The organism is Mangrovactinospora gilvigrisea (assembly GCF_001879105.1).
GTDB classification, from domain to species: Bacteria; Actinomycetota; Actinomycetes; order Streptomycetales; family Streptomycetaceae; genus Mangrovactinospora; species Mangrovactinospora gilvigrisea.
In genome coordinates this window covers 1-25,946 of record NZ_MLCF01000038.1, presented here as the reverse complement: position 1 = coordinate 25,946, position 25,946 = coordinate 1, and the positions used below count along the sequence as shown (strand labels likewise).

Below are 25,946 nucleotides of genomic sequence, written 5' to 3'. Positions count from 1 at the left end.
GGCGGAGGGGCGGCGGACAGGGCGCCGAACGGACCGCTAGAGGGCGAACGCCCGCTGGGTGTTGGCGGCGATGTGCCGGGCGAGCTCGTCCTCGGGCAGAGCCTTGACCGCGGCCATCGCGCGCAGCGTCACGGGGACGAGGTACGGCGCGTTGGGCCGTCCCCGGAACGGCGCCGGGGTGAGGAACGGCGCGTCCGTCTCCACCAGCAGCAGCTCCGGCGGGGCCACCGCCAGCGCGTCCCGCAGCGGCTGCGCCGTCTTGAACGTCACGTTGCCGGCGAACGACATGAAGTAACCGTTCTCCGCGCACACCCGCGCCATCTCCGCGTCGCCGGAGTAGCAGTGGAAGACGGTCCGCTCCGGCGCGCCCTCCTCCTTGAGGATCCGCAGCACGTCCTCGTGCGCGTCCCGGTCGTGGATGACCAGCGCCTTGCCGTGCCGCTTGGCGATCTCGATGTGCCGGCGGAACGACTCCTGCTGCGCGGCCACCAGCTCCGGCCCGGAGCGGAAGTAGTCCAGGCCGGTCTCGCCGACTCCCACCACCTGCGGGAGCGCGGCGAGGTCGTCGATGACGCCCAGCGCGGCCTCCAGCGCCGCGGCGCCACCGGCCGCGCGCCGGTCCGGGCCGGCCCAGTCGTCCGGGTCGCCGTGGACGAGCCGCGGCGCCTCGTTGGGATGCAGCGACACCGTCGCGTGCACGGTCTCGACGCGCGCCGCCAGGTCCGCGGCCCACCGGGAGCCCGGGAGGTCGCAGCCCACCTGCACCAGCGTGGTGACGCCGACCGACGCCGCCTTCGCCACCGCGGCGAGCGGGTCGCCCTCCTGCATGTCCAGGTGGGTGTGGCTGTCCGCCACCGGCACCCGCAGCGGCTCCGGGGGCTCGGGGGCGACGCCCTCCAGCGCCCGGGCCGACTTCGACTTGGCCATATCCGCTCAGGCGTCCTTCTCGGACTTCTCAGGCTTCTCGGACTTCTCGGACTCGGCCTTCTCCAGCTCGGGCAGCCGCGGGAAGAGCACCGCCCCCTTGGTGACCGTGGAGCCCGCGGGCAGCAGCCCCCAGCGGCCGGCGTCCTGCACCCGCTGCTCGGCGAGCGCCCCCAGCGAGGCCTCCGCGCCCAGCGACTCCCACAGCTTCGCGCTGCTCTCCGGCATCACCGGGTTGAGCAGCACCGCCATCGCCCGCAGCGACTCGGCCGCGGTGTAGAGGACGGTGGCGAGCCGCGCCTGCGCCTCGTCCGACCGGTCCTTGGCGACCTTCCACGGCTGCTGCTCCGTCAGGTAGCCGTTGACCAGCTTGACGAAGTCGAAGACCGCGGCGAGACCGCCCGCGAACTCCAGCGCCTCCAGCTGCGCGTCGGCCTCGCCGACGGTCTTGGCGAGGGCCGCCGCGATCGCCTCCTCGGCCTCGCCGTGGGCCGTCGCCTCGGGCAGCGTGCCGCCGAAGTACTTGCCGACCATGGCGGCGACCCGGGAGGCCAGGTTGCCGTAGTCGTTGGCGAGCTCGGAGGTGTAGCGGGCGGTGAAGTCCTCCCAGGAGAAGGAGCCGTCCTGCCCGAACGGGATCGCCCGCAGGAAGTAGTAGCGGTAGGCGTCGACGCCGAAGTGCTCGGTGAGCTGCATCGGGTTGATGCCCGTCAGGTTGGACTTGCTCATCTTCTCGCCGCCGACCATCAGCCAGCCGTTGGCGTGCACGCGGCCGGGCAGCGGCAGACCGTTGGCCATCAGCATGGCGGGCCAGATGACCGCGTGGAAGCGGAGGATGTCCTTGCCGACCAGGTGGACGTCGGCCGGGAAGGTGGCGTCGAACTTCTGCTGGTCGGCGCCGTAGCCCACCGCGGTGGCGTAGTTGAGCAGCGCGTCCACCCAGACGTAGATGACGTGCTGCGGGTCCCAGGGGATCGGCACGCCCCAGTCGAAGGTGGAGCGGGAGATGGAGAGGTCCGTCAGGCCCTGCCGGACGAAGTTGAGCACCTCGTTGCGGGCCGTGGCGGGCTGGATGAAGCCGGGGTTGGCCTCGTAGAACTCCAGCAGCCTGGGGCCGTACTCGGAGAGCTTGAAGAAGTAGTTCTCCTCCTTCAGCATCTCCACGGGCTTCTTGTGGATCGGGCAGAGCTTCTGCCCGGCGAACTCGCCCTCGCCGTCGATCAGTTCGCCGGGGGCCTTGTACTCCTCGCAGGGCACGCAGTACGGGCCCTCGTAGCCGCCCTTGTAGATCTCGCCCTTGTCGTACAGGTCCTGGACGAACTCCTGGACGCGGTCGGTGTGGCGCTTCTCCGTCGTCCGGATGAAGTCGTCGTTCGCGATCCCCAGGTGCTCCCAGAGCGGCTTCCAGGCGTCCTCGACGAGCCGGTCCGCCCACTCCTGCGGGGTGACCCCGTTGGCCTCCGCGGTGCGCATGATCTTCTGACCGTGCTCGTCGGTGCCGGTGAGGTACCACACCCGCTCGCCGCGCTGGCGGTGCCAGCGGGTCAGCACGTCGCCCGCGACGGTGGTGTAGGCGTGGCCCAGGTGGGGGGCGTCGTTGACGTAGTAGATGGGGGTGGTGACGTAGAACGCCTTGCCGCCCGCTGGTGTCTCGGTTTCCTTGGCCGCCATGACCGAAATGGTAACGGTCTTGCACCCATGCGCTTGCCGCGCCCGCAAGGGGTGGGATGCTCTGGACGCTGGACGGACGCGTCCCGGTCGGGTATTGGGGAACCAAAGCACTTCAAGGGATGGCGACGCGGCATGGTACGGGGCGCCGCGGAGCATGTCTGACCCGAGGGGCCGGGGGCCCCGAGGGCAGGACGGCCGCTTCACGGCCTCAGAGCCTCACCACAACTTCACCACCAACGAACCATCCCGCCCGACGGGCGGGAGCCGGGGGGACGAGGACGATGCAGCCACTGCTCGACCAGGACCCGCGCCGGATCGCGGGCTATCAGCTGCTGGGGCGGCTCGGCTCGGGCGGCATGGGACAGGTGTACCTGGCGCGCTCGCCGGGCGGCCGGCGGGTCGCGCTGAAGGTCGTGCGGCCCGACCTCGCGGGCGAGCCGGAGTTCCAGACCCGGTTCGCGCGGGAGGTGGAGGCGGCCAAGGCGGTCGGGGGCGCGTTCACCGCCTCCGTGCTGGACGCGGACCCGACCGGGCCGATGCCGTGGCTGGCGACCGAATACGTGGCCGGGCCGTCCCTCGACCGGGTGGTCCGGGAGCAGGGGAGGCTCCCGGTCGCCTCGGTGCGGGCGCTGGCCGCGGGGCTGGCGGAGGCGCTGGCCGCGATCCACACCTCGGGCGTCGTGCACCGGGACCTCAAGCCGTCCAATGTGATGCTGGCGCTGGACGGCCCCAGGGTCATCGACTTCGGGATCTCGCGGGCGGCGGAGAACGCCATGCTCACCCCGGCGAGCATGGTGGTCGGCTCGCCCGGCTACATGCCGCCGGAGCAGATCCGGGGCGCGCCGACCGGGCCGCTCAGCGACGTCTTCGCGCTCGGCGGGGTGCTGGTCTTCGCCTCCACCGCGCACGGCCCGTTCGACCGGCCGGACCGCCAGGGCTCCCCGGCGATGCTGCTGTTCGCGGTGGTGAACGACCCGCCGAACCTGGACGGGGTGCCGGACGAGCTGCGTCCGCTGATCGAGTCCTGCCTCGCCAAGGACCCGGACGACCGGCCGACGACCGCTCAGATACTGGAGCGGGTGCAGGATCCCGACCATCCGCTGGACTGGACGTCGGACTGGCTGCCGGGGACGGTCACCTCGCTGGTGCACCAGATCCGCGAGCTGCCCACGCCCCGGCCGCCGACCGCGTCGGAGCCGGTGGCACCGGCGTCGGCGTCGGCGTCGGTGGAGGCTGCGGAGGAGCCCGAGTCGCGGCAGACGCCGCGGCTGCTGAAGCCCGCCGCCGGGACGGCGGCCGAGCAGGGCGTGCCCGCGGTGCCGGCCGACCCGGAGTCGCTGGGCACGGAGGGCCGCGGCGCGGGCGGTACCGAGGGCGCCTCGGCCGTCCCCCGGCCCGCGCCGTCCGAGCCGTCCACGCCTGCCCCGGGGCGGGTCTCCTGGGGCACCCCGGGCGCCGAGCAGGCGGGCCTGCCGTCGGCCGGCCCGGTCTCCTGGGGCCGCACGGGCGCGGGGACGGGCACGGGCACGGGCGCCGGTGCGGGCGAGGCCGAAGCGGCGGCGGCTGCGGCCGCGGCGGCCGCCGCCGCGGGCTACAGCTACAGCCCCGAGTCGCCCTCGCAGGGCTTCGGCCCGCCGCCGGAGCACGCCGAGGAGACCACGGTCCGTCAGGGGCCGGCCGGGACGCACCGGTTGCGCCGGTACCGCCGCCGCAAGGTGGCCGCGCTGGCCGCGGCGCTGGTGGTGGCCGGGATCGGGGCGGCGGCCGCGGCGGTGCTGCCGGGCCAGCTCTCCAAGGACACCGGCAACGGCAGCCAGGCCTCACTCTCGCGGTCCACGTCGTCGACGAGCGGGGCGGCGGCGACCACGCCGGCGTCCCCGACGACGGGTTCGCCGTCCACCGGCCAGGCGGCGACCACGGCGACGGTGCCGTCGGTGCTCGGCACGGGCCGCTACGCCGCGCGGCAGCGGCTCCAGGGGATCGGCTTCACGGACGTCGAGTCGCAGGCGACGTGCTCCTACGGGAGCGGCTACCAGGCGGGCACGGTGATCGGCCAGGACCCGCGGGGCGGCACGGTCTACGGGTTGCACACCCGGATCATGCTGACGGTGCGCGGCAGCAACTGCGGCCAGGCGTCCTCGCCGCCGCCGACCTCGCCTCCGCCGTCGACGCCGACGTCGCCGCCGCCGACCCACTACACGTCGCCGCCGCCCACGCACTACACGACGCCGCCGCCGACCCATGGGACGACGCCGCCGGCGACGCACTCGCCGTCCACGGCGCCGTCGACGACGGCGACCAAGTCGGCGTCGTACTCGGCGTCCGCGGGGCCGTCCGTGACGGCGACCAAGTCCGCGTCGTACTCGGCGTCCGCGTCCACGTCCGCGTCCACGTCCGTGTCCGCCTCGGGGAGCACGGCGCCGACGGCCACGGCGACCTGAAGGCGTCCGGCCCGCGGCCGCCGCGGTGCCGGGTTCGCCGCCCTGAACCCCGGCACCCCACCCGGATCGCTCCGCGATCCGCGGGGGTGTGAGGGGCGCGGGGGGCTACAGCGTTTTCCCGGATCGCTCCGCGATCCGCCGGGGGCGCGGGGGGCTACAGCGTTACCCGGATCGCTCCGCGATCCGCGGGGGCGCGGGGGCCCCGGCGTTACCCGGATCGCTCCGCGATCCGCGGGGGGCTACGGGGTGTGCTTGGCTGCGACCACTGCGTCGAAGACGGTGCTCTTGGAGACGCCCGCGGCCGCCGCCACCGCGGCGATCGCCGCCTTGCGGCGCTCTCCCGTCGCCTCCTCGCGCTCGGCGACCCGCCGGGCCAGCTCGGCCGGCGTCACCTCGCCGCCGCCGCGCGCCGCGGGGTCCGCGCCGGCGACCACCACCGTGATCTCCCCCTTGACCCCGTCCGCCGCCCACTCCGCCAACTCCGCGAGCGGGCCGCGCCGCACCTCCTCGTACGTCTTCGTCAGCTCCCGGCACACCGCCGCCCGCCGGTCCGCCCCGAAGGCCTCGGCCATCGCGCCGAGCGCCGCCGCCAGGCGGTGCGGGGACTCGAAGTAGACCTGGGTGCGCGGCTCGTCGGCCACCGCCTTCAGCCGCGCGGCCCGCTCCCCCGGCTTCTTCGGCAGGAACCCCTCGAAGCAGAACCGGTCCACCGGCAGCGCGGAGAGCGCCAGCGCGGTGAGCACCGCGGACGGCCCCGGCACCGAGGTGACCCGCACGCCCGCCTCGACCGCCGCGGCCACCAGCCGGTAGCCGGGGTCGGAGACCGACGGCATGCCGGCGTCCGTCACCAGCAGCACCCGCGCCCCGCCGAGCAGCCGCTCGACCAGCTCGGGGGTGCGGCCGGCCTCGTTGCCCTCGAAGTAGGAGACGATCCGCCCGGACGGGACGACGCCGAGGCGGTCGGCGAGGCGCCGCAGCCGGCGGGTGTCCTCGGCGGCGACCACCTCCGCGGCCGCCAGCTCCTCCGCGAGGCGGGGCGAGGCGTCGCCCGCGTCGCCGATGGGCGCCCCTGCCAGGACCAGCACGCCGTCCACTCGTGTTCCTCGTTCCGCACTCGTCCCCGTACCCGTCCGATCCGGGCCCACCTTAACGAAACAGCCACGCCATGGGCCGGGGCTGAGGAACGCCTTACCCCGCCTCTCCTACGATGGCCCGGTGGATTCGGACCGAGGCACCTACAGACCGGCCGGGACGCTGACCGATCAGCCGGACGGACCGGCCGGCGCACACGCCGCGTCGGCGGGCGGGCCGCCGCCCGCGCCGTCGGCGTGGCAGCGCGCGCTGGCGCGGTTCGGCTACCGGCGGCCGGCGCGGCCGGACCAGCCGCTGCGCGAGCTGCTGGTGCCGCCGTTCCCGGGCGAGCCGGGCGGGCCGGAGCCGCGGCTGCCGTCGTCCGGGTTCGGTCTGACGCCGGTTCAGCAGATGCGGCTGGTGCGGGCGGCGTCCTGGCTGGGTCCGCTGCTGGTGGCGGTCTTCGCCGGGGTGCTGCGGCTGATCCACCTCGGGCAGCCCAACGCGGTGATATTCGACGAGACGTACTACCCCAAGGACGCCTGGTCGCTGCTGCACCACGGCTTCGAGACGGCGTGGCCCAAGGACGCCGACAAGCTCCTGGTGGGGCATCCGCCGTCGGCGCCGCTGGGCAACGAGGCCGCGTACGTGGCGCATCCGCCGCTGGGCAAGTGGGTGATGGCGCTCGGCGAGGCGGTCTTCGGGATGCACCCCTTCGGCTGGCGGTTCATGACCGCGCTGCTGGGGACGCTCGCCGTGCTGCTGGTGTGCCGGATCGGCCGGCGCCTGTTCCGCTCCACCTTCCTCGGGTGCGTCGCGGGCCTGCTGCTGGCGCTGGACGGCCTGGCGTTCGTGATGAGCCGCACCGCGCTCCTCGACGGCGTGCTGATGTTCTGGGTGCTGGCGGCGTTCGGCTGCCTGCTGGTGGACCGGGACCGGTCGCGGGCCCGGTTGGCGGACGCGGTCGGGGACGAGCCGGACGACGCGCGGGCGTCGACGGTCCGGCTGGGCTGGCGCCCGTGGCGGATCGCGGCCGGGCTGTGCCTCGGCGCGGCCTGCGCCACCAAGTGGAACGGGATGTTCTTCCTGGTGGCGTTCGCGGTGATGGCGGTGCTCTGGGACTCGGGCGCGCGCCGGCTGGCCGGCTCCTCGCGTCCGTACCGGGCGGCGCTGCTGCGCGACGCGCTGCCGGCGTTCCTGTCCACGGCGGTGCTGGCGTTCGCCGTCTACGTGGTGTCGTGGAGCGGCTGGATCTTCACCAGCGGCGGCTACTACCGGCAGTGGGGCGCGCAGCACCCGGCGTCCTCCGGCTGGGGCTGGGTGCCGGACTGGGTGCGGAGCCTGTGGTACTACCAGTACTCGGTCTACCAGTTCAACGCGAACCTGCACACGCCGCACAACTACCAGTCGAACCCGTGGAGCTGGCTGGTCGTCGGCCGCCCGGTGTCCTTCTACTACGAGCAGGTCGGGCAGGGCACGAGCGGCTGCACGGCGCACCAGTGCGCCCAGGAGGTGCTGGCGATCGGAACGCCGGCGCTGTGGTGGGTGTCGATCCCGGCGCTGATCTACGTGCTGTGGCGGTGGGTGTTCCGCCGCGACTGGCGGGCGGGCGCGCTCCTGTGCGCGGTGGCGGCCGGCTATCTGCCGTGGTTCCACTACCAGGCGCGCACCATCTTCTACTTCTACGCCGTGGCGTTCGTCCCGTTCCTCTGCCTGGCGGTGGCGATGGCGCTGGGGGCGCTGATCGGGCCGGCGAGGGCCTCGGACACCCGGCGGGCCTGGGGGACGGCGATCGCCGGGGTGGTGGTCGCGGCGGTGGCCCTGAACTTCATCTACTTCTATCCGATCCTGACCGGCGGGACGCTGCCGATGGACGCCTGGCGGGCTCGCATGTGGCTGCCGACGTGGATCTGACCGCGGCGGATCCCGGGATCTGACGGGTCATCGCCAAACGGGCGCAACGGTTCGGATACGGAAAAACGGGATTGCCGTTCGAACGGCGGTCGGCTAACTTTGCTTGCCTAAGGCAACGTGTGTCGCGTTTCGCTGTGCCGGTGCGCGCTGCCCTCCCCCGTTCCGTCCGCTCCCGCTCTCCGGAGTCGCTCTCGCATGCCCGAATCCCCGACCGCGGCGGCGCCGCCCGCCGCCCCGCGCAACCTGGAACTGACGCACCGGCAGATCCTCACCATCCTCAGCGGCCTCATGCTCGGCATGTTCCTGGCCGCCCTGGACGGCACCGTCGTCGGCACCGCGATCCGCGTGATCGCCGACGATCTGCACGGCCTGAGCGAGCAGGCGTGGGCCACCACGGCCTACCTGATCACCTCGACGATCGTCACGCCGCTCTACGGCAAGCTCTCCGACCTGCACGGCCGCAAGCCCTACTACCTCATCGCCATCTCGGTGTTCCTGGCCGGCTCGCTGGCCTGCACCTTCGCCACCTCGATGTACGAGCTGGCGGCCTTCCGGGCGGTGCAGGGGCTGGGCGCCGGCGGCCTGATGTCGCTGGCGCTGGCGATCGTCGCGGACATCGTGCCGCCGCGCGACCGCGGCAAGTACCAGGGCTACTTCATGGGCCTGTTCGGCATCTCCAGCGTCGCCGGCCCGGTGGTCGGCGGCTTCTTCGCCGGCCACGGCCACCTGCTGGGCCTCACCGGCTGGCGCTGGGTGTTCCTGGTGAACGTGCCGATCGGGATCGTCGCGCTGCTGGTCGTCGGCAAGGTGCTGAACCTCCCGCACACCCCGCGCGACCACCGCATCGACTGGCCCGGCGCGGTGACCATCACGGTCGGCCTGGTGCCGCTGCTGATCGTCGCCGAGCAGGGCCGGGAGTGGGGCTGGAGCAGCGGGACGTCGCTGCTCTGCTACGCGATCGGTGTCGTCGGACTGATCGCCTTCGTCTTCGCGGAGCGCGCGTACGGCGAGGACGCGCTCATCCCGATCCGGCTCTTCAAGAACTCGGTCTTCAGCCTGACGACGGTGATCGGCGTCGTCATCGGCATGGGCATGTTCGGCGCGATGCTGATGATCCCGCAGTACCTGCAGATGGTGAAGGGCTACTCGCCCACCAAGGCGGGCCTGCTGATGCTGCCGCTGATGATCGGGATGATGGGCGCGTCGATGGGCGCGGGCCAGATCATCGCCAGAACCGGCCGCTACAAGGTGCTCCCGATCGTGGGCGCGGCGCTGATGCTGATCGGCATGGTGCTCTTCGCGACGATGTCCGCGGACACCGCGCTGTGGCTGGTCATGCTCTACATGCTGGTGCTGGGCGCCGGGCTGGGCCCGTGCATGCAGACGCTGGTGCTGGCGGTGCAGAACGCGGTGCCGCCGCGGGACATGGGCGTCGCCTCGGCGTCGTCGACGTTCTTCCGGCAGATGGGCGGGACGCTGGGGACCGCGGTGTTCCTGTCGATCCTCTTCTCCGAGGCGGCGACGAAGATCGGCTCGGCGTTCGCGCGGATCGCCCCGACGCGGGCCTTCCAGGCTGCGCTGCGGGATCCGAAGGTGGTCGCGGACCCGGCGAACAAGCCGGTGCTGGACATGATGAAGCACCAGGGCGGCTCGGGGAGCGCGTCGGGCGGCGGGGTGCTGAGCGACTCGTCGTTCCTCAACCACCTCGACCCGCGGCTGGCCCGGCCGTTCAAGGTCGGCTTCTCCGACTCGATGACGGTGGTGTTCGTGGCGGCCGCGGTGATCACCGCGGTGGCGTTCGTGCTGCTGTTCTTCGTCAAGGAGATCCCGCTGCGGCAGGAGTCGGGCATGCAGGCCCGCGAGAACGAGGCGGCCGCGGCGGTCGCATGACGTCCCGGGCGAGCACGGCGGACGGGCGGCTGTCCGGTCCGTCGTGCCCACCCGCGCCCACGCGGCGGAGCCGCACGTCGGCAGGGCCCCGCGCCCCTGGCGTCAGCCCTCCGAGACGGCCCCGTCGTCGGACGCCGCCGGCGCATGCTTCAGCTTGCCGCCGAGGCGGGGCGCGATCACCGAGATGAGCATGACGACCGCGCAGACGGCCAGCACGCCCTGCCACGGCTCCGGGAAGAGCGACCCGCTCCCGACGCCCACCACCCCGTAGACCACGCACCAGATCAGCACCGCGGGGATGTTGCCGGTCGCGAACCTGCGCAGCGGCATGCCCGCCAGAATGCACGCCACCATCACCGGGATCCGCCCCGCCGGCATCAGCCGGGAGAGGATCAGCGTCGACCAGCGGTGCCGCTCCAGCTTCCGCTTCGACCAGGCGAGCCGCTCCGGGTCGACGCGCCGGGTGATCCGCTTCAGCCAGCGCTCTCCGCGGGCCGCGATCCAGTACAGGACGACGTCCCCGAGGTAGCCGGCCGCCGAGCCGACGAGCACCACCCCGAGCATGTTCATCGGGCTGGTGAGGTGCCAGGCGACCACCGCCGCCGCGCTCACCACCGCGCCCGTCGGCACCACCGGCACCAGCGAGCCCAGCAGCACCAGCCCGAAGAGCGACGGGTAGCCGACGGACTGCTGCGCCCCCTCCGACGCCGCCGACGCGGGCGCCGCCGAGGGCTGGTAGCCGATCGAGCCGGTGAAGACCTTCGTCACCTCGTGGGCGACCGCCAGAAACCCGCTCACCGGAACTCCGCCCGCTCGCCGGGGCGCAGCTCCCGGGCCGTCGTGCCCGGCGCCAGCCGCCGGACCTCCTCGACGAAGCGCCGGCCCGGCTCCGCGAAGAGCTCGGGTCGGGCCGCGTCCAGGCCCACCGGCCAGAGCGTCCCGAAGTGCACCGGCACCGCCGCCCGCGCGCCCACCAGCCGGGCCGCCTCGGCGGCACGACGGGGCGTCAGATGGCCGGCGCCGAGCGTCGGCCCCCAGCCGCCGACCGGCAGCAGCGCGACGTCGCAGCCGCCGACGGCCTCGGCGAGGCCGGCGAACAGGTCGGTGTCGCCGGCGAAGTAGGTGGTGCGGTCGCCCCGCAGGACGTAGCCGAGCGCCTGCACCCGGCGGCTCTCCGACGACCATGCGCGGGCCAGCGCCCAGCGGCGGCCGTCGTGCCGGGCGGGCACCGCGCGCAGCGTCAGCCGTCCGATCCGGGTGGTGTCGCCGGGCGCCATCTCCTGCAGCTCCAGGCCGCGGCGGGCGGCGAGCCGGCCGAGCGCCGGGAGCGCGCGGGGCGCGCCGCGCGGCACCAGGACGGGGGTGCCGCGGCGCAGCCGGGCGAGGGAGGGCAGATGGAGGTGGTCGGCGTGCAGATGGGAGACGACGGCGGCGTCGGCGTCCGCGGCGGCGGCCACCGGGACGGGTCCGCGGCGGCGGCGCAGATGCGCGAGGCGGGCGCCGAGGAAGGGATCGGTGAGGACGCGGGTTCCGGAGTCGGAGACCGTTGCGGTGGCATGGCCCCACCACGTGATCACGGGCACGGTGCCGCCTTTCTGTCTCCACGGCCCGGCGGGCAGCTCCGGGCCAAACGCTATTTAGGGTAATCATCTGATACGTATGCACGTGAGGAGGGCACCGGGAGACGTGACACACCAGACGGGCACAGGACGGCTGAGCAGGGGCGGTCGCGCGGTGGCGCGCGCCGCCCTGCGCATCGTGCTGCTCTGGGCGGCGTCCACCGGCACGCTCGCGGTGCTCGCCGCCGTGCTGCCCGGGGTGGACCTGACGGACAGCGGCGGGATTGTGCCGTCCATCACCGCGGCCGCCGCCGGCTCGGGCGCCTTCGGGCTGCTCAGCGGCGCGGTCTGGCCGTGGCTGGTGCGGGCGCTGCTTCTGGTGCCGGCGGTGCTGCTGGGCCTGCTGGGGTTCGTCCTCAACGGGGCGCTGGTGCTGGTGGCGTTCTCCCTCGTCCCGCACGGCGACCTCAGCGTGGGCTGGAAGCAGTCCGGCGTGGTGGCCGCCGCGCTCTCCTTCACCACCTCCGCGGTCGCCGCGGCGCTCGGCGCCTGGGACCGGGACGCCTACCACCGCCGGCTGGTCCGGCTCGCCGTCCCCCGCCGCGACCGGCGCCACCTGGCGCTCCGTCATCTCTCCGGCCCCGACCCGCAGGCCGCGCCCGGCACCGTGCTGCTGCAGATCGACGGGCTGGGCCACGGCGTGCTGGAGCGCGCGCTGCGCGACGGCCACGTCCCCAACCTGGCCCGCTGGCTCGAAGGCGGCGGCCACCGGCTGATGCGCTGGCGCACCGACTGGTCGAGCCAGACCGGCGCCAGCCAGCTGGGCATCCTGCACGGCTCCACCTGGGACGTGCCGGCCTTCCGCTGGTGGGAGAAGCACCCCGAGCGGGCCGGCGAGGGCCGGCTGATGGTGAGCAACCATCCGGCGGCTGCCGCCGAGTTGGAGCGGCGCAAGCGCGCCGAGGGCGCGCTGCCGGGCGGGGCCGGCGCCGGGCTGCTCCACCCGGACGGGGCCAGCCGCGGCAACCTCTTCAGCGGCGGCGCGGCCTCCAACGCCCTGGTGCTGTCGAAGTCGATGCGGCGCAGCCGGGGCCGGCGGCGCTCCGGCTACTTCGCCTACTTCGCCGACCCGGCGCGGGCGGTGCGCACCTTCTGCGGATTCGTCGCCGAGGCGGTGCGCGAGGCCGTGCAGGGCGCGCGGGCGGCCCGGCGGGACCAGCGCCCCCGGGTGCCGCGCGGCGGGATCTACCCGCTGGTGCGGGCGTTCGCCACGGTGGTGGAGCGGGACGTGGTGGTGGCCGCGGTGCTCGGCGACATCATGACCGGCCGCCGGGTCGTCTACGCCGATCTGGTCGGCTACGACGAGGTGGCGCACCACTCCGGGGTGGAGCGCCCCGAGACCCTGGCCGTGCTGCACCGCATCGACCGGGAGATCGGGCATCTCGCCGAGCTGGCGGCGGCGTTCGCACCGCGGCCGTACCGCTTCGCGGTCCTCTCGGACCACGGGCAGAGCGAGGGCGAGTCCTTCGAGGCGGAGTTCGGGGAGTCGCTGGAGGAGGTGGTGCGGCGCGGCTGCGGGGGTGCGGCGTGCGCGACGCCGCGCGGCCGGCGCCGGCGCGGGAGCGAGCGCGGCTACCTCAAGGCGGCGGACGCCATCGAGCTGGTGCCGCCCCCGGCGGGGCCCGCCTCCGCGGAGCGCCGAGGGCGCCGAGGGCGGCGGGGCTTCAGCGGACTCCGGCAGCCGCGGCGGGCGGACGTGCCGACCGGGCCGGGGGCCGCGACCGGGCCGGGGGCGGCGGAGCAGGCCCCGCCGACCGCGGCCGCGGGTCCCGGCGAAGCGCCCGCGCCGCTGGTGCTGGGGTCGGGGAACCTGGGCCTGGTGTCCTTCACCGACGAGCCGGGCCGGCTGACGCTGGAGCGGATCGAGGAGCGCCACCCCAAGCTCGTCACCACTCTGGTGCGCCACCCCGGCATCGGCTTCGTGCTGGTGCGCAGCGCGACGCGCGGCGGCCTGGCGATCGGCGCGGACGGCCTGCGCGAGCTGGACACCGGCCGGGTGGAGGGGACGGACCCGCTGGCGGTCTACGGCCCCGGCGCGGCGGAGGCGGTGGCCCGCACCGACCGGTTCCCGCACGCCGCGGACCTGATGATCGGCGGCGCCTGGCGGCCGGGCGACGGCGGCGCCGTGCACGCCTTCGAGGACCAGGTCGGCTCGCACGGCGGCCTCGGCGGCCCGCAGTCGGAGCCGTTCCTGCTGCATCCGGCGGAGCTGCCCGTCCCGGACGGCGAGCCGGTCGGCGCCGCCGCCCTGCACCGGGTGCTGCGCCGCTGGCTGGACGGCGGACCCCGCGAGGTCACCGGCGGGTAACGCTCCTGGGTTACGCTCGCGATCATGGCGACCCCCGACTACATCCTCGATCTGCGCGCCGACATCGGCAGCAAGCTGCTCCCGGTGCTGGGCGCGAGCGCCGTCGTGCTGGACGCGGAAGGCCGCGTGCTGCTCGGGCAGCGCGCCGACAACGGCAACTGGGCGCTCCCCGGCGGCCTCCTCGACCCGGGCGAGGAGCCGGCCGCGGGCGCGGCGCGCGAGGTCCTGGAGGAGACCGGCGTCGAGATCGACGTCGAGTACCTTTCCTCGATGCGCGTCGGCCGCCCCTACCGCTTCGCGAACGGCGACGAGATCGTCGCCACCACGCTGGTCTTCCGCGCCCGCGCGGTGGGCGGCAAGGCGTGCGTCAACGACGAGGAGTCGCTCGCCGTCGACTGGTACGCCCCGGACGCCCTGCCCGAGTCGGTTCCCGTCAACCACCGCTTCGCGATCGAGCGGGCGCTGTCGGGGAACCGCGAGACCTGGTTCGTGCGGGACTGAGGCCGGCTCAGCCGCTCCCGTCGAACCAGCGCTTGAGCAGCTCCGCGGTGTCGGCCTCGGTGCGGACCGGCGGGGGCGTCCCCGGCGTCCGGGAGAACCGCGGGGCGGGCGCCGGCCGGGGCGGGTCGCCGGCGAAGGTGCCGCGGGCGGCTGTGTGCGGGTGGACGGGCGCCTCGTCCAGGTCGAGGACGGGGGCGACGCAGGCGTCGGTGCCGGCGAAGCGCGCCGCCCAGTCGTCCCGGGTACGGGTGGCGAAGACCCGGGTGAACCGCTCCCGCAGGGTGGGCCAGTTGGCCGGGTCGTCGCGGTCCGGGAGGCCGTCGGCGGCGAGGCCGAGGCCGGCCAGCAGGGCGTCGTAGAAGGCCGGTTCGAGGGCGCCGACGGCGACGAAGCGGCCGTCGGCGGTGCGGTAGGTGTCGTAGAACGGTGCGCCGGTGTCCAGCAGGTTGGTGCCGGCCGGCCCCGGCCAGGAGCCGGAGGCGCGCAGGTCGTGGACCATCGTGGTGAGCAGCGCGGAGCCGTCCAGCATGGCCGCGTCCACCACCTGGCCGCGGCCGCCGCGCTCGGCGTCGCGCAGCGCGCAGACGATCCCGAAGAGCAGCAGCATCCCGCCGCCGCCGAAGTCGCCGACGAAGTTGACGGGCGGGACGGGGCGTTCGCGGTACCGGGCGGAGGCGCCGAGCGCGCCGGAGATCGCGGTGTAGGTGATGTCGTGGCCGGCGGTGCCGGCGAGGGGGCCCTCCTGGCCCCAGCCGGTCATCCGGGCGTAGACCAGGCGCGGGTTGGCGGCGAGGGCCTCGGCGGGGCCGAGGCCGAGGCGCTCCAGGCTGCCGGGGCGGTAGGGGTCGATGAGGACGTCGGCGCGCGCGAGGAGGTCGAGGGCCCTGGCCCGTGCCGCGGGATCCTTCAGGTCCAGGTCGAGCGGGTGCCGGCCCCGGTCCAGGACGCCCTCCAGCACGGACGGCAGCGCACCGGGCCGGTGCACGGTGAGGACGTCGGCGCCGTGCGCGGCGAGGACGCCTGCCGCGAAGGGGGCGGGGCCTATGCCGGCGAACTCGACGACCTTTACTCCCGCGAGTATTCCGACTCGCGGTGCGGGTGGGTCGCTCGCGCGGTTCCCCGCGCCCCTGCGGGGCGCCTCCATCAGAACGTCTCGCCGCGGGTGGCCATGTCCCGCAGCAGGCGGGGCGGTTCGAAGCGGGGGCCGTAGGTGGCGGCGAGCTTCTCCGCCCGCGCGACGAAGCCGGGGACGCCGCCCTGGTAGCCGTTGATGTACTGCAGGACGCCGCCCGTCCACGCGGGGAAGCCGATGCCGAGGATCGAGCCGATGTTGGCGTCCGCCGCCGAGGTGATGACGCCCTCCTCGACGCAGCGCGCCGACTCCAGCGCCTCCGCGAACAGCAGCCGCTCCTTGGCGTCCTCGAACGGCACCGCGTCCGGGTCGACCGGCCCGAACGCCTCCGCCAGCCCCGGCCACAGCCGCGTGCGGCGGCCGTCCTCGCCGTAGTCGTAGAAGCCGGCGCCGCCGGGGCGGCCGGGGCGGCCGAACTCGTCGACCATGCGGGCCAGCACGCCGTCCCCGGGGTGCTCGGGCACCGGCGTGCCCGCCGCGGCGAGCGCGTCCCGCGTCTCGTCGCCGATCCGGCGGCCGAGCGTCAGCGTCAGCTCGTCGGTGAGCTGGAGGCCGCCCGCGGGGTAGCCGGCCTGGAGGCTGGCCTGCTCCACGGAGGCCGCCGGCACGCCCTCGGCGAGCAGCGCGTAGCACTCCTCCAGACAGGTGCTGATGACGCGGCTGGTGAAGAAGCCCCGGGAGTCGTTGACGACGATCGGGGTCTTGCCGAGCAGCGCCACCACGTCCAGCGCGCGGGCCAGCGCCGCGTCGCTCGTCTCCCGGCCGCGCACCACCTCGACCAGCTTCATCTTGTGGACGGGCGAGAAGAAGTGCAGCCCGAGGAAGTCACCGCGCCGCTCCACCGCCTCGGCGAGACCGGAGACCGGCAGCGTGGAGGTGTTGGTGCACAGCAGCGCGTCCGGGGCGACCGCGGAGGCCGCCTCGGCGTGCACCCGCGCCTTGAGCGCCGGGTCCTCGAAGACCGCCTCGATCACCAGGTCGCAGCCGGCCAGGTCGGCGAGGTCGTCGGTGGCGGTGAGCAGCCCCGCGGCCTGCTCCCGCAGGCCCCGGCCCGCCGCGAGCGCCAGCACCGCGTCCCTGCCCCGCTCGGCGAGTTCGCGGGTGGTGTCGCGCAGCACGGTGGGCAGGCCCGCGCTGACGCAGGCGTGGGCGATGCCGGCGCCCATCATCCCGGCGCCGAGCACCGCGACCTTGGTGGGCCGCCGGATGGCGTGGCCCTCCGGGCGGCTGCCGCCGCGCCGGATGTGCTGCATGTCGTAGAAGAACGCCTTGATCATGTTCTTCGCCGTTTGGCCGACCGCCAGATCGGTGAAGTAGCGGCCCTCCACGGCGAGCGCGGTGTCCAGGTCGAGCTGGCTGCCCTCCACCGCCGCGCACAGGATGTGGTGCGGCGCGGGGTAGGGGGCGCCCTTGAGCTGCTTGGCGAGGTTGGCGGGGAAGGACGGCAGCAGGTCGGCCATCCGCGGCACCGCGGGGGTGCCGCCGGGCGGCCGGGCGCCGGGGGCGTCCCAGGGCTGGACGGCGTCCGGGTGCGCGGCGATCCAGGCGCGGGCGGCGGCCATCAACGCGTCTCGGTCCGCGGCGAGTTCGTGGACGATGCCGATCTCCACGGCCTGCGCGGGGCGCAGCCGCTTGCCCTGCAGCAGCACCTTGGTGAGCGCGTCCGCGACGCCCAGCAGCCGCACCGTGCGGGTGACGCCGCCGGCGCCGGGCAGCAGGCCGAGGGTGACCTCGGGGAAGCCGAAGCGCGCGGACGGGTCGTCCAGGGCGATGCGGTGGTGGCAGGCGAGGGCGATCTCCAGCCCGCCGCCCAGCGCGCTGCCGGTGAGGGCGGCGACGACCGGGCGGCCGAGCGTCTCCAGCCGGCGCAGCTGCCGCTTGACGTCGGCGGTGCGGGCGGCGAACGCGGCGGCGTTCTCCCGGGTGACGGCGGAGAGTTCGGCGAGGTCGCCGCCGGCGAAGAAGGTCTTCTTGGCGGAGGCGACGACGAAGCCGTCGAAGGTGTCGCGCTCGGCCTCCAGCCGGTCCAGCGCGGCGCCCATCGCGGCGTGGTAGGCGCGGTCCATGGTGTTGGCGGAGCGGCCGGGCGCGTCCAGCACCAGCAGCGCGATCCTCGGCTCGACGGGGTCGCGCTCGACGCGGACCGGTGCGGACTCGGGTTCGTTCACCACTGGCTGGTCCTTTCGATCACGGTGGCCACGCCCATGCCGCCGCCGACGCAGAGGGTGACGAGGCCGAAGCGGCCGTCGCGGCGCTCCAGTTCGTCGAGGACGGTGCCGACCAGCATCGCGCCGGTGGCGCCGAGCGGGTGGCCCAGCGCGATGGCGCCGCCGTTGACGTTGACCTTCTCCAGCGGGACGCCCAGGTCGTCGGCGAAGTGCAGCACCACCGAGGAGAACGCCTCGTTCATCTCGACCAGGTCGAGGTCGTCGACGGTGAGGCCGGCCTTGGCGAGCGCCTTGCGGGAGGCGGGCGCCGGGCCGGTGAGCATGATGGTGGGCTCGGCGCCGGTGACGGCCGCGGCGACGATCCGCCCGCGGGGCGTCAACCCGGCCTCGCGGCCCACCCGTTCGCTGCCGACCAGCACCAGCGCGGCGCCGTCCACGATGCCGGAGGAGTTGCCGGCGGTGTGGACGTGGTCGATCGCCTCCACCCAGTGGTACTTCTGCAGCGCGACGGCGTCGAAGCCGCCCAGCTCGCCGACGGCTGCGAAGGACGGCTTGAGCTTGGCGAGTCCCTCGGCGGTGGTGCCGGGGCGGGGGTGCTCGTCGCGCTCCAGGACGGCCGTGCCGGCCCGGTCGCGCACCGGGACCACCGAGCGCTCGAAGAACCCCTTGTCCAGGGCGTTGGCGGCGCGCGTCTGGGAGAGCAGCGCGAACTCGTCGACCTGGGTGCGGGAGCGGCCGTCCAGGGTGGCGATCAGGTCGGCCGAGACGCCCTGCGGGACGAAGCCGGTGGCGGCGTTGGTCTCCGGGTCGAGCAGCCAGGCGCCGCCGTCGGAGGCCATCGGCACCCGCGACATCGACTCCACCCCGCCGGCGAGGACGAGGTCCTCCCAGCCGGAGCGGATCTTCTGGGCGGCGGTGTTGACGGCCTCCAGGCCGGAGGCGCAGAACCGGTCGAGCTGGACGCCGGCGACGGTGTGCGGGAGGCCGGCGGCGAGTGCCGCGGTGCGGGCGATGTCGCCGCCCTGCTCGCCGATGGGCGAGACGACGCCGAGGACGGTGTCCTCGATCAGCGCCGGGTCGAGCCCGGGGAAGCGGCTCCGCAGCTCGTCGACGAGGCCGGTGAGCAGGGTGATCGGCTTCACCCCGTGCAGCGCCCCGTCGGGCTTGCCGCGGCCCCGCGGGGTGCGGATCGCCTCGTAGATGTACGCCTCGGACGGCACGGTGCTCACGGCGGCGGCTCCTTGAGGATTCTCGGCCCTGAGGGTCGGCTCAACCCTTGGTTACCGAAGAGTAGTTCACCGCGCGGACGGGCGACAGACCCCCTGGGGGACGGCGTGTCGACGGCCTCCCGACCGCCCGCCGACAGCCGCGCCGGGGCGCGTCGGCGGCCGTGTAGGCGCCGTGTCAGCGCCGTGTAGGCGGGCCCGTCCAGAGTCGTTGCCATGACGACCACCACCACCACGCGGACGGGCCCCCGGGACGACGTCCCCGCGCCGCCCGGCGGCGGCACCGACGCGGACACCTCCATCGTCGTCACCGACCTGGTGAAGACGTTCGGCGACAACCGCGCCCTGGACGGCATCTCGCTCACCGCCCCGCGCGGCCGGGTGCTCGGCGTGCTCGGCCCCAACGGCGCCGGCAAGACCACCCTGGTCCGCATCCTCGCGACGCTGCTGCGCCCGGACGGCGGCACCGCCGTCGTCGACGGCCACGACGTCGTCGGCAGGCCCCAGCTGGTGCGCCGCACCATCGGGCTCACCGGGCAGTACGCCTCGGTCGACGAGAAGCTGTCGGGCCGCGAGAACCTCTACATGATCGGCCGGCTGCTCGACCTGCCCAAGAAGGACGCCCGCGCCCGCGCCGACCAGCTGCTGGAGCGCTTCAACCTCACCGACGCCGCCGGCCGCCGGGCCGGCCAGTACTCCGGCGGCATGCGCCGCCGCCTCGACCTGGCCGCCTCCCTGGTGGGCCGCCCCCGGGTGCTCTACCTGGACGAGCCCACCACCGGCCTCGACCCGCGGGCCCGCAACGCCGTCTGGGACGAGGTCCGCGAGCTGGCCCGCTCCGGCGCCACCATCGTCCTCACCACGCAGTACATGGAGGAGGCCGAGGCGCTCGCCGAGAACCTGGTCGTCATCGACCACGGCAAGATCATCGCCCGCGGGACGCCCGACGAGCTCAAGGAGCTCATCGGGGCGCGGGTGCAGACCTTCCGCCCGGCCCGGCCGCAGGACGCGGAGGCCGTCGCCGCCGCGCTGCGCACCGCCGGGCTCGCCGAGGTCCGCATCGACGACGCCACCGGCGCCGTCTCCGCGATCCCGGCCGACGACGCCCAGCTGACCGCGGCGCTCGCCGCGGTGGCCGGCACCGGCGTCCCGCTGGCCTCCGTCACCGAGCTCCGGCCCAGCCTCGACGAGGTCTTCCTCACCCTCACAGGAAAGGGGGCCGACCGATGAGCGGCACCACCACCCTGGCGCCCGCGGACTCCCCCGCGGCGGCGCCGATCGCCCCGCGGATCCCGGACGACGCCTCCCAGCACGTGCCGTTCCGCGCCATGCTGCGGCACGTCGGGGCCGTCACCCGGCGCTACCTGATCCTCATCAAGAACGATCCCGAGCAGCTGATGGACGTCGTCCTGATGCCGGTGATCTTCCTGGTGCTCTTCGTCTACGTCTTCGGCGGGGCGATCTCCGGATCGACCCACCAGTACATGCAGTTCGTCGTCCCCGGCATCCTGGTGCAGACCGCCATCATGGCCGGCTCGACCACCGGCGTCGGGATCAACACCGACCTCACCAACGGGGTGATGGACCGCTTCCGGTCGCTGCCGATGGCCCGCTCCGCGGTGCTCACCGGACGCCTCGTCTCCGACATGTGCCGGCTCCTGCTCTGCGCGGCCATCACCCTCGGCCTCGCCACGGCGCTCGGCTTCCGCTTCCACACCAATGTCGGCGCGGGCCTGCTCGCGGTGGCGCTGGTGATGGGCTTCAGCTTCGCCCTCGGCTGGCTGTTCATGATCGTCGGCATCAAGGGCAAGAACCCGCAGTCCGTCCAGGGGTTGAGCATCTTGATCACCATGCCGCTGCAGTTCGGCAGCTCCATGTTCGCGCCCACCAACAGCATGCCCGGCTGGCTCCAGGCCTTCGTCAAGGTCAACCCGATGACGCACATCGTCAACGCCTGCCGCGCCCTGACCACCGGCGGCGCCTATGCCCACGACGTGTGGATCTCGCTCGCCTGGATCGTCGGCATCATCGTGGTGGCCGCGCCGATCGCGGTCCGGATGTACCGGAAGAAGATCTGATCACCGGTCATGGGCCGCGGGGCGCACGGCGCGCAGCAGCGCCAGCACACCCTCCCGGTCCAGCACCGCCCCGCGGGCCGTCGCCGCGTCGAGCGCGCTCTCCCCGAGCGCGTCGGCCAGCACGGCCCGTTCGGCGTCCACCATGCGCCGGTCGTGCGGCGGCAGCATGACGCCGGAGCCCCACTCGCCCGCCGCGCCCAGCAGCTCCGCCGCCCGCACCAGGTCCCCGGAGCCGCGCACCGCCGGGATGGTGGCGGCCAGCAGCTGCCACGCCGGATTGCCGTCCGTCCAGGGGAAGGTGAGCGCCAGCAGCGCCTCGCTGTGGTGCGCCAGCGCGGCGGCGTACTGGCCCTCGTCGGCGAGGAGCGAGCCGTTGAGGGAGCGCAGCCAGCACTCGAAGAACGGCGGCGGGGTGCCCAGCTCCTTGCCGCTCTCCGCCTTCCGCAGCAGCTCCCAGGCCCGGTCGAGGTTGCCGCTGCGTCGCTCCGACTCGGCGACCAGGATGCGGGCGTAGGTGGTGATGTCGCGGACGCCCAGCTCCTCGGCCAGCGCCAGCGCGTGGCGCGCCTCGCGCAGCGCCTCCTTCTCCCTGCCCTCTGCGTTCCACGAGGTGGCCAACTGCAGGTGCAGCTCGGGGACCTCGCCGCGGGCGCCCAGCTCGGCGGCGTTGCGCAGCGACTCGGCGAGGTGCTCGCGGGCCTCCTCGGTGCGGCCCGCGTTGATCAGCGACTCGGCGATCGCGGAGTGCGCCTGGTTCATCCCGAAGCGGTCGCCCATCTCGGTGAAGAGCGCCAGCGACTCGGCGGCGTCGGCCGCCTTGGCCGCCTCCCGGTCGGCGCGGTCGCCCATCTCCCTCGGGATCCGGGAGCGCAGCCCGAGCAGCATCGCCAGGTCCCAGCGGTTGCCGGCCTCCCGGCAGCGCTGCACCTGCCGCGCCAGGCTCTCGGCCATGCTCGGCAGGTCGCCGCGGAGGAACGCGGCGATCGGCACGAACATCATGCCGGGGTAGGTGAGGCCGTAGTCGGTCTGCTCCGCGATCGGGGTGATGTCCTCGGTGAGCCGGGTGAACCAGCGCCGCCAGCGGCCGATGCCGGGGGCGTCCTGGCCGCACATCATCAGCGTCATCACGGCGTTCATCCGCTCGTGGTCCATCGGGTCGTCCGGGTCGATGGTGAACGGCAGCGGGTCCGGGGAGCGCTGCCCCTTGTTGCTCAGGTGCCACTGCAGCAGGTCCTGCATGCTCAGCGGCGGCAGGGACGCGTAACTCTCCGGCATGCCCCAGCCGTTGGCGTCCAGCACCTCCGAGAGCCAGGCGGTGGCCTCGTCCGCGTACGAGCGCAGCTGCCACAGCCAGGCCATCCGGTTGGCGATCCGCAGGGCCGTGCCGGCCGCCTCGGGGGTGCCGACGTCCAGCAGGCGGCGCAGCGCGGCGCGGACGTTGTCGTGCTCGATCTCGAACCCGGCGAGCGCGGCGAGCTGGCCGGGGCCGCGCAACTGCGGCTCCAGGACGTCGACGTAGGCGGCGAAGTGCGCGGCGTGCGCGTCGCGGGCGGCGGACGCGGCGGCGGCGCCCTCGGCGCGCAGGCGCTCGCCGGCGTACTCCCGGATGGTCTCCAGCAGGCGGTAGCGCGGCGCCGCGCACGCGTCGTCCTCGTCCGCGGCGGCGACCGTCACCAGCGACTTCTCGACGAGCGCGGCGAGCGGCTCGAAGGCGTCGCGGCCGAGCACGGCGCCGGCGGCGTCCAGGGTGAAGCCGCCGACGAAGATCGAGAGGCGGGCGAGCAGGCAGCGCTCCTCGGCGTCCAGCAGGTCCCAGCTCCAGTCGACGACGGCGCGGAGCGTCTGCTGGCGCGGCAGGTCGGTGCGGGCGCCGGAGGTGAGCAGCCGGAAGCGGTCGTCGAGGCGGTCGGCGATCTGGCGGGGCGACAGCATCCGCAGCCGCGCCGCGGCGAGCTCGATGGCGAGCGGCAGGCCGTCCAGCCGGCGGCAGATCTCCTCGGCGGCGGCGCGGTCGGGCGCGGCGAGCGGGCGGCCCGCGGCGACGGCGCGCTCGGCGAGCAGCCGCAGCGCGTCCTCGGTGGGCAGCGGCCCGACGGGGACCACCTGCTCGCCGGGGATGTTCAGCGGCTCCCGGCTGGTGGCCAGCACGGTGACGCCGGGGCAGGCGTCGAGCAGCACCTCGGTGAACCGGGCGGCGTCGTCGACGACGTGCTCGCAGTTGTCGAGGACCAGCAGCAGCCGGCGGTCCGCGAGCGCGTCCAGCAGGCGCGGCAGCGACTCGTGCGGCTCGGTCGGCTTCTCCAGCGAGTTCCGCAGGACGATGTCCCGCTCCCCGACGCCGTTGAGCACCGCCGACGCAATCGTCGCCGGATCCTCCACCGGCGCCAGCTCCGCGACCCGCACCCCGTGCGGGAACGCGGCGGCGCCCGGCGGGGCGTCACCGGCCGGCCCCGCGGGCGCTCCTGCGGCCGCCTCCCCGGCCGCCCCCGCGACCGGCTCCGCGACCGGCTCCGCCGGCGACAGGGACTCCGCCGCGGTGAGCGCCAGGCGCGTCTTGCCGGCGCCGCCGGGGCCGGTGAGGGTGACCAGGCGGGCGGCGCGCAGGTGGGCGCGCAGGTCGCGGACGTCCGCGTCGCGGCCGACGAAGGAGGAGAGGCGGACGCGCCGCCGCGGGCGCGCCGCCGCCGACCTGGTGGCGGGCGCCGGGCGGGTGTCCTCCGCCAGCAGCTCCGCGTGGAGCGCCCGAAGCTCCGCGCCCGGGTCGACGCCCAGCAGCTCGGCCAGCGCCGTCCGCGCCTCCTCGTACGCGTCCAGCGCCTCCGCGCGCCGGCCCGCCGCCGCCAGCGCGCGGATCCGCAGCGCCCGGTACGGCTCGTGCAGCGGCTGCGCCGCCACCAGCTCGCCCAGCTCCGGCAGCACCGCCGCCGGCCCGTCCACCGCCAGGTCCGCCGCGAGGCGCTGCTCCCGCGCCGCCGTCCGGGCCGCCTCCAGGCGGGCCCGCGCCGCCGGCGCGCCGTCCGCGAGATCGGCCAGCGCCTCGCCGCGCCACAGCCCCAGCGCCTCCCGCAGCAGCTCCGCCGCGCGCGCCGGATCCCCCGCGGAGAGCGCCGCGGCGCCCTGCGCGGCGAGCTTCTCGAAGCGGCCCGCGTCCACGTCCCGCTCCCACGAGGCGTTCAACCGGTACCCGCCGGACGCCGCCCCCGACGCCACCGCGTCCGCGCCCAGCGCCCGCCGCAGCCGCCCCACCAGCGCCTGCACCGCCGCCGGGACGTCGGCCGGCAGCGGCTCGTCGTCCCGCCACACGGACGCGGCCAGCGCGTCCACCGAGACCTCGCTCCCGGCGCGCACCGCGAGCGCGGTCAGCAGCGCGCGCAGCCGCGCGCCCCGCACGGGGACCTCGTCCCCGTGCCGCCCCCCAGCTGTCGCCTCGACCCGCACCGGCCCGAGAATCCCGTAGCGCATCGCCCCATTATCGAACATGGAGCGCCCCGGCAGCGTGCATAGCGGCACGCGCTCGCGGGCGGTCCCCGCCACCCGTCGGACGCCTTCCCAACATCCCCTCGCAAGCCCCTCGTTCGACACCGATCGACGCCACGTCAGAGGGCCATGGCAGTATCCGGGCATGACCGACGCGCTGTCCCCCGCCGATCCTCTCACCGAGGACCAGTTCATCGGGCTGGTCCGCATCCTGCGCACCGCCGACGGGGGCGACTGGTCGGAGGCCGCGCTGCGGCGCCGCGCCGCGAGCGTCCCGGGCGGCTGGGTGCGGGCGGCGGGCGGCGCGCTGGGGGCGGACGTCCCCCGCCTGATCCTCAACCCCGACGACGGCGGCGAGGGCGGCGGCGCGGACGGCGACGGCCCCGCGGGCGCGGCCCCGCTGCCGACCCTGCTGGAGCTCGCCGGCCGGGCGCTCGACGAGCCGCCGGGGACGGTGGGCGGCGGCCCGACCGGCCCGTTCGCCCGCTGGCGCGACCGCGGCACCACCCTCCACCTCACCCCCACCCGCCTGGAGCTGCGCCGCACCGACGACCTGGAGCGGGACGAGTGGACGGCCTTCGAGTGGGGCCCGTCCGACCCGTCCCGCCTCCCCTACACCTGGCTGGTGTGCGAGGCGGGGCCGGGCGCCGGGGAGCGCGTCCCCGACTACCTGCCGGCCGCCCGCCCGGCGGCGGACCTCGCGGAGGCGGAGGAGGCGCTGGCGGGGCTGCTGCGGGCGCTGTGCGCGCAGCTTCCGCAGTTCGGGGAGGAGGCGGCGGTGGTGGTGTGCACGGCGAAGGAGCCGACCTGGTTCGTGCAGTTCGTCGCGGACGCGCGGGGCAGGCTGCACGCCGAGGCGAGCGGGACGCCGGGGCCGGCGTGGCACCCGGTGGAGGGGCGGGCGGGGCTGCACTTCCACGACTGGGTGCGGCCGGACGCGGAGCAGTCCCGCGAGGCGGCGGCGCTGATGGTGGACGCGCTGCGGCGGCTCGGCGTGCGCCGGCCGGACGAGCTCCGCATCCGCTGCTGGACCCAGGCCGGCAACCACCTCCGCCTCGCAGGCCTCGGCCTCCTCCCAGACTGACCCCCGCCGCCCCGCCGCCCCGGCACCCCACCCGCCCAGCGGCCCCGCCCCGCACGCCTCCACCGCCAAACCCTGCGGAAGCCCTGGCCCCGGGGCCGGGCAGCCGCAGCCCTCCCACAGTCCGCAACCCCCAGCACCGAGCCGCGCGGCGGGCCGGCGCCGCGGCCGTCGAGGGGCCCGCAACGGCACGCCCCCGCGGCCGACCCGAGCCCCCAACGGCCGCCGACACCACCCCGCCGGCCCCAACTCCCACGCCCCCTCCCATCAACGGGCCCCACCACCACACACCTCCGCCGCCGGCCCGCGCGAAGCGCCCAGGCCCGGGCCGGGCAACCGCTGCCCTCCACAGTCCGCAACCCCCAGCGCTGGGCCGCGCGGCGGGCCGGCGCACCTACAACCGCACGCCCCCGCCGCCGGCCCGGGGCAGAGCCCGGCCGCCGAC

At 75.2% G+C, this 25,946-nt stretch carries 17 protein-coding genes; 8 read left to right on the top strand and 9 right to left on the bottom strand.

The features are described from left to right. Positions 1-36 precede the first annotated feature (36 nt). Positions 37-927, bottom strand: a complete 891-nt coding sequence (locus BIV57_RS08465) for a TatD family hydrolase (RefSeq protein ID WP_071656061.1) — start codon at positions 925-927, stop codon at positions 37-39. 6 nt (positions 928-933) lie between these two features. After that, the gene (metG, locus tag BIV57_RS08460) at positions 934-2,595 is read right to left on the bottom strand and encodes a methionine--tRNA ligase (protein WP_071656060.1); all 1,662 of its coding nucleotides are present in this window, start codon (positions 2,593-2,595) and stop codon (positions 934-936) included. Positions 2,596-2,876: 281 nt separating this feature from the next. On the opposite strand from metG, the gene BIV57_RS25560 reads away from it, so the two are divergent. Beyond that, the gene (locus tag BIV57_RS25560) at positions 2,877-5,036 is read left to right on the top strand and encodes a serine/threonine protein kinase (RefSeq protein ID WP_071656059.1); all 2,160 of its coding nucleotides are present in this window, start codon (positions 2,877-2,879) and stop codon (positions 5,034-5,036) included. Positions 5,037-5,275: 239 nt separating this feature from the next. On the opposite strand, the gene rsmI is transcribed toward BIV57_RS25560, so the two are convergent. After that, positions 5,276-6,130 (bottom strand): 16S rRNA (cytidine(1402)-2'-O)-methyltransferase, encoded by an 855-nt coding sequence (gene rsmI / locus BIV57_RS08450; protein WP_071656058.1) that lies wholly within the window; start codon positions 6,128-6,130, stop codon positions 5,276-5,278. A gap of 160 nt (positions 6,131-6,290) precedes the next feature. Between rsmI and BIV57_RS08445 the strand changes: the two genes are divergently transcribed. Beyond that, positions 6,291-8,021 carry a dolichyl-phosphate-mannose--protein mannosyltransferase gene (locus BIV57_RS08445; RefSeq protein ID WP_071656074.1) on the top strand — a complete coding sequence of 577 codons (1,731 nt, stop codon included), beginning with the start codon at positions 6,291-6,293 and terminating at the stop codon, positions 8,019-8,021. A gap of 195 nt (positions 8,022-8,216) precedes the next feature. Beyond that, the gene (locus BIV57_RS08440; protein ID WP_079170141.1) at positions 8,217-9,911 is read left to right on the top strand and encodes an MDR family MFS transporter; all 1,695 of its coding nucleotides are present in this window, start codon (positions 8,217-8,219) and stop codon (positions 9,909-9,911) included. A gap of 102 nt (positions 9,912-10,013) precedes the next feature. On the opposite strand, the gene BIV57_RS08435 is transcribed toward BIV57_RS08440, so the two are convergent. Further along, positions 10,014-10,655 carry a DedA family protein gene (locus tag BIV57_RS08435; RefSeq protein ID WP_071656073.1) on the bottom strand — a complete coding sequence of 214 codons (642 nt, stop codon included), beginning with the start codon at positions 10,653-10,655 and terminating at the stop codon, positions 10,014-10,016. 50 nt (positions 10,656-10,705) lie between these two features. Then, positions 10,706-11,494 carry an MBL fold metallo-hydrolase gene (locus BIV57_RS08430; protein ID WP_071656057.1) on the bottom strand — a complete coding sequence of 263 codons (789 nt, stop codon included), beginning with the start codon at positions 11,492-11,494 and terminating at the stop codon, positions 10,706-10,708. Between the two features lie 103 nt (positions 11,495-11,597). Between BIV57_RS08430 and BIV57_RS25940 the strand changes: the two genes are divergently transcribed. Together BIV57_RS25940 and BIV57_RS08420 are read left to right on the top strand one after the other, a co-directional pair. Further along, entirely contained in the window at positions 11,598-13,838 is a 2,241-nt protein-coding gene (locus BIV57_RS25940) for an alkaline phosphatase family protein (RefSeq protein ID WP_245797481.1), read from the top strand. Positions 13,839-13,862: 24 nt separating this feature from the next. Then, on the top strand, positions 13,863-14,339 hold the full coding sequence (locus BIV57_RS08420; RefSeq protein WP_071656056.1) for an NUDIX domain-containing protein: 477 nt from the start codon (positions 13,863-13,865) through the stop codon (positions 14,337-14,339). A 7-nt stretch (positions 14,340-14,346) separates the two neighbouring features. On the opposite strand, the gene BIV57_RS08415 is transcribed toward BIV57_RS08420, so the two are convergent. From BIV57_RS08415 to BIV57_RS08405, 3 genes are read right to left on the bottom strand one after another with little or no spacing between them, the layout of a single operon-like run. Then, complete coding sequence (locus tag BIV57_RS08415; protein ID WP_071656055.1) at positions 14,347-15,483, bottom strand: CaiB/BaiF CoA transferase family protein; 1,137 nt, start codon at positions 15,481-15,483, stop codon at positions 14,347-14,349. Then, entirely contained in the window at positions 15,483-17,639 is a 2,157-nt protein-coding gene (locus tag BIV57_RS08410; protein WP_071656071.1) for a 3-hydroxyacyl-CoA dehydrogenase NAD-binding domain-containing protein, read from the bottom strand. Before BIV57_RS08410 ends, BIV57_RS08415 begins: the two co-directional genes overlap by 1 nt. Further along, entirely contained in the window at positions 17,636-18,859 is a 1,224-nt protein-coding gene (locus BIV57_RS08405) for an acetyl-CoA C-acetyltransferase (RefSeq protein WP_071656070.1), read from the bottom strand. The genes BIV57_RS08410 and BIV57_RS08405 overlap by 4 nt, the downstream gene beginning before the upstream one ends. Before the next feature lie 222 nt (positions 18,860-19,081). On the opposite strand from BIV57_RS08405, the gene BIV57_RS08400 reads away from it, so the two are divergent. Together BIV57_RS08400 and BIV57_RS08395 are read left to right on the top strand one after the other, a co-directional pair. Then, the gene (locus BIV57_RS08400; protein WP_079170138.1) at positions 19,082-20,095 is read left to right on the top strand and encodes an ATP-binding cassette domain-containing protein; all 1,014 of its coding nucleotides are present in this window, start codon (positions 19,082-19,084) and stop codon (positions 20,093-20,095) included. Continuing rightward, complete coding sequence (locus BIV57_RS08395) at positions 20,092-20,943, top strand: ABC transporter permease (RefSeq protein WP_079170137.1); 852 nt, start codon at positions 20,092-20,094, stop codon at positions 20,941-20,943. Before BIV57_RS08400 ends, BIV57_RS08395 begins: the two co-directional genes overlap by 4 nt. On the opposite strand, the gene BIV57_RS08390 is transcribed toward BIV57_RS08395, so the two are convergent. After that, positions 20,944-24,405, bottom strand: coding sequence for an ATP-binding protein (locus tag BIV57_RS08390; RefSeq protein ID WP_071656054.1), 3,462 nt, complete (start codon positions 24,403-24,405; stop codon positions 20,944-20,946). A gap of 160 nt (positions 24,406-24,565) precedes the next feature. On the opposite strand from BIV57_RS08390, the gene BIV57_RS08385 reads away from it, so the two are divergent. Then, positions 24,566-25,504 carry a hypothetical protein gene (locus BIV57_RS08385; RefSeq protein WP_071656053.1) on the top strand — a complete coding sequence of 313 codons (939 nt, stop codon included), beginning with the start codon at positions 24,566-24,568 and terminating at the stop codon, positions 25,502-25,504. The last annotated feature ends 442 nt before the right edge of the window (positions 25,505-25,946 follow it).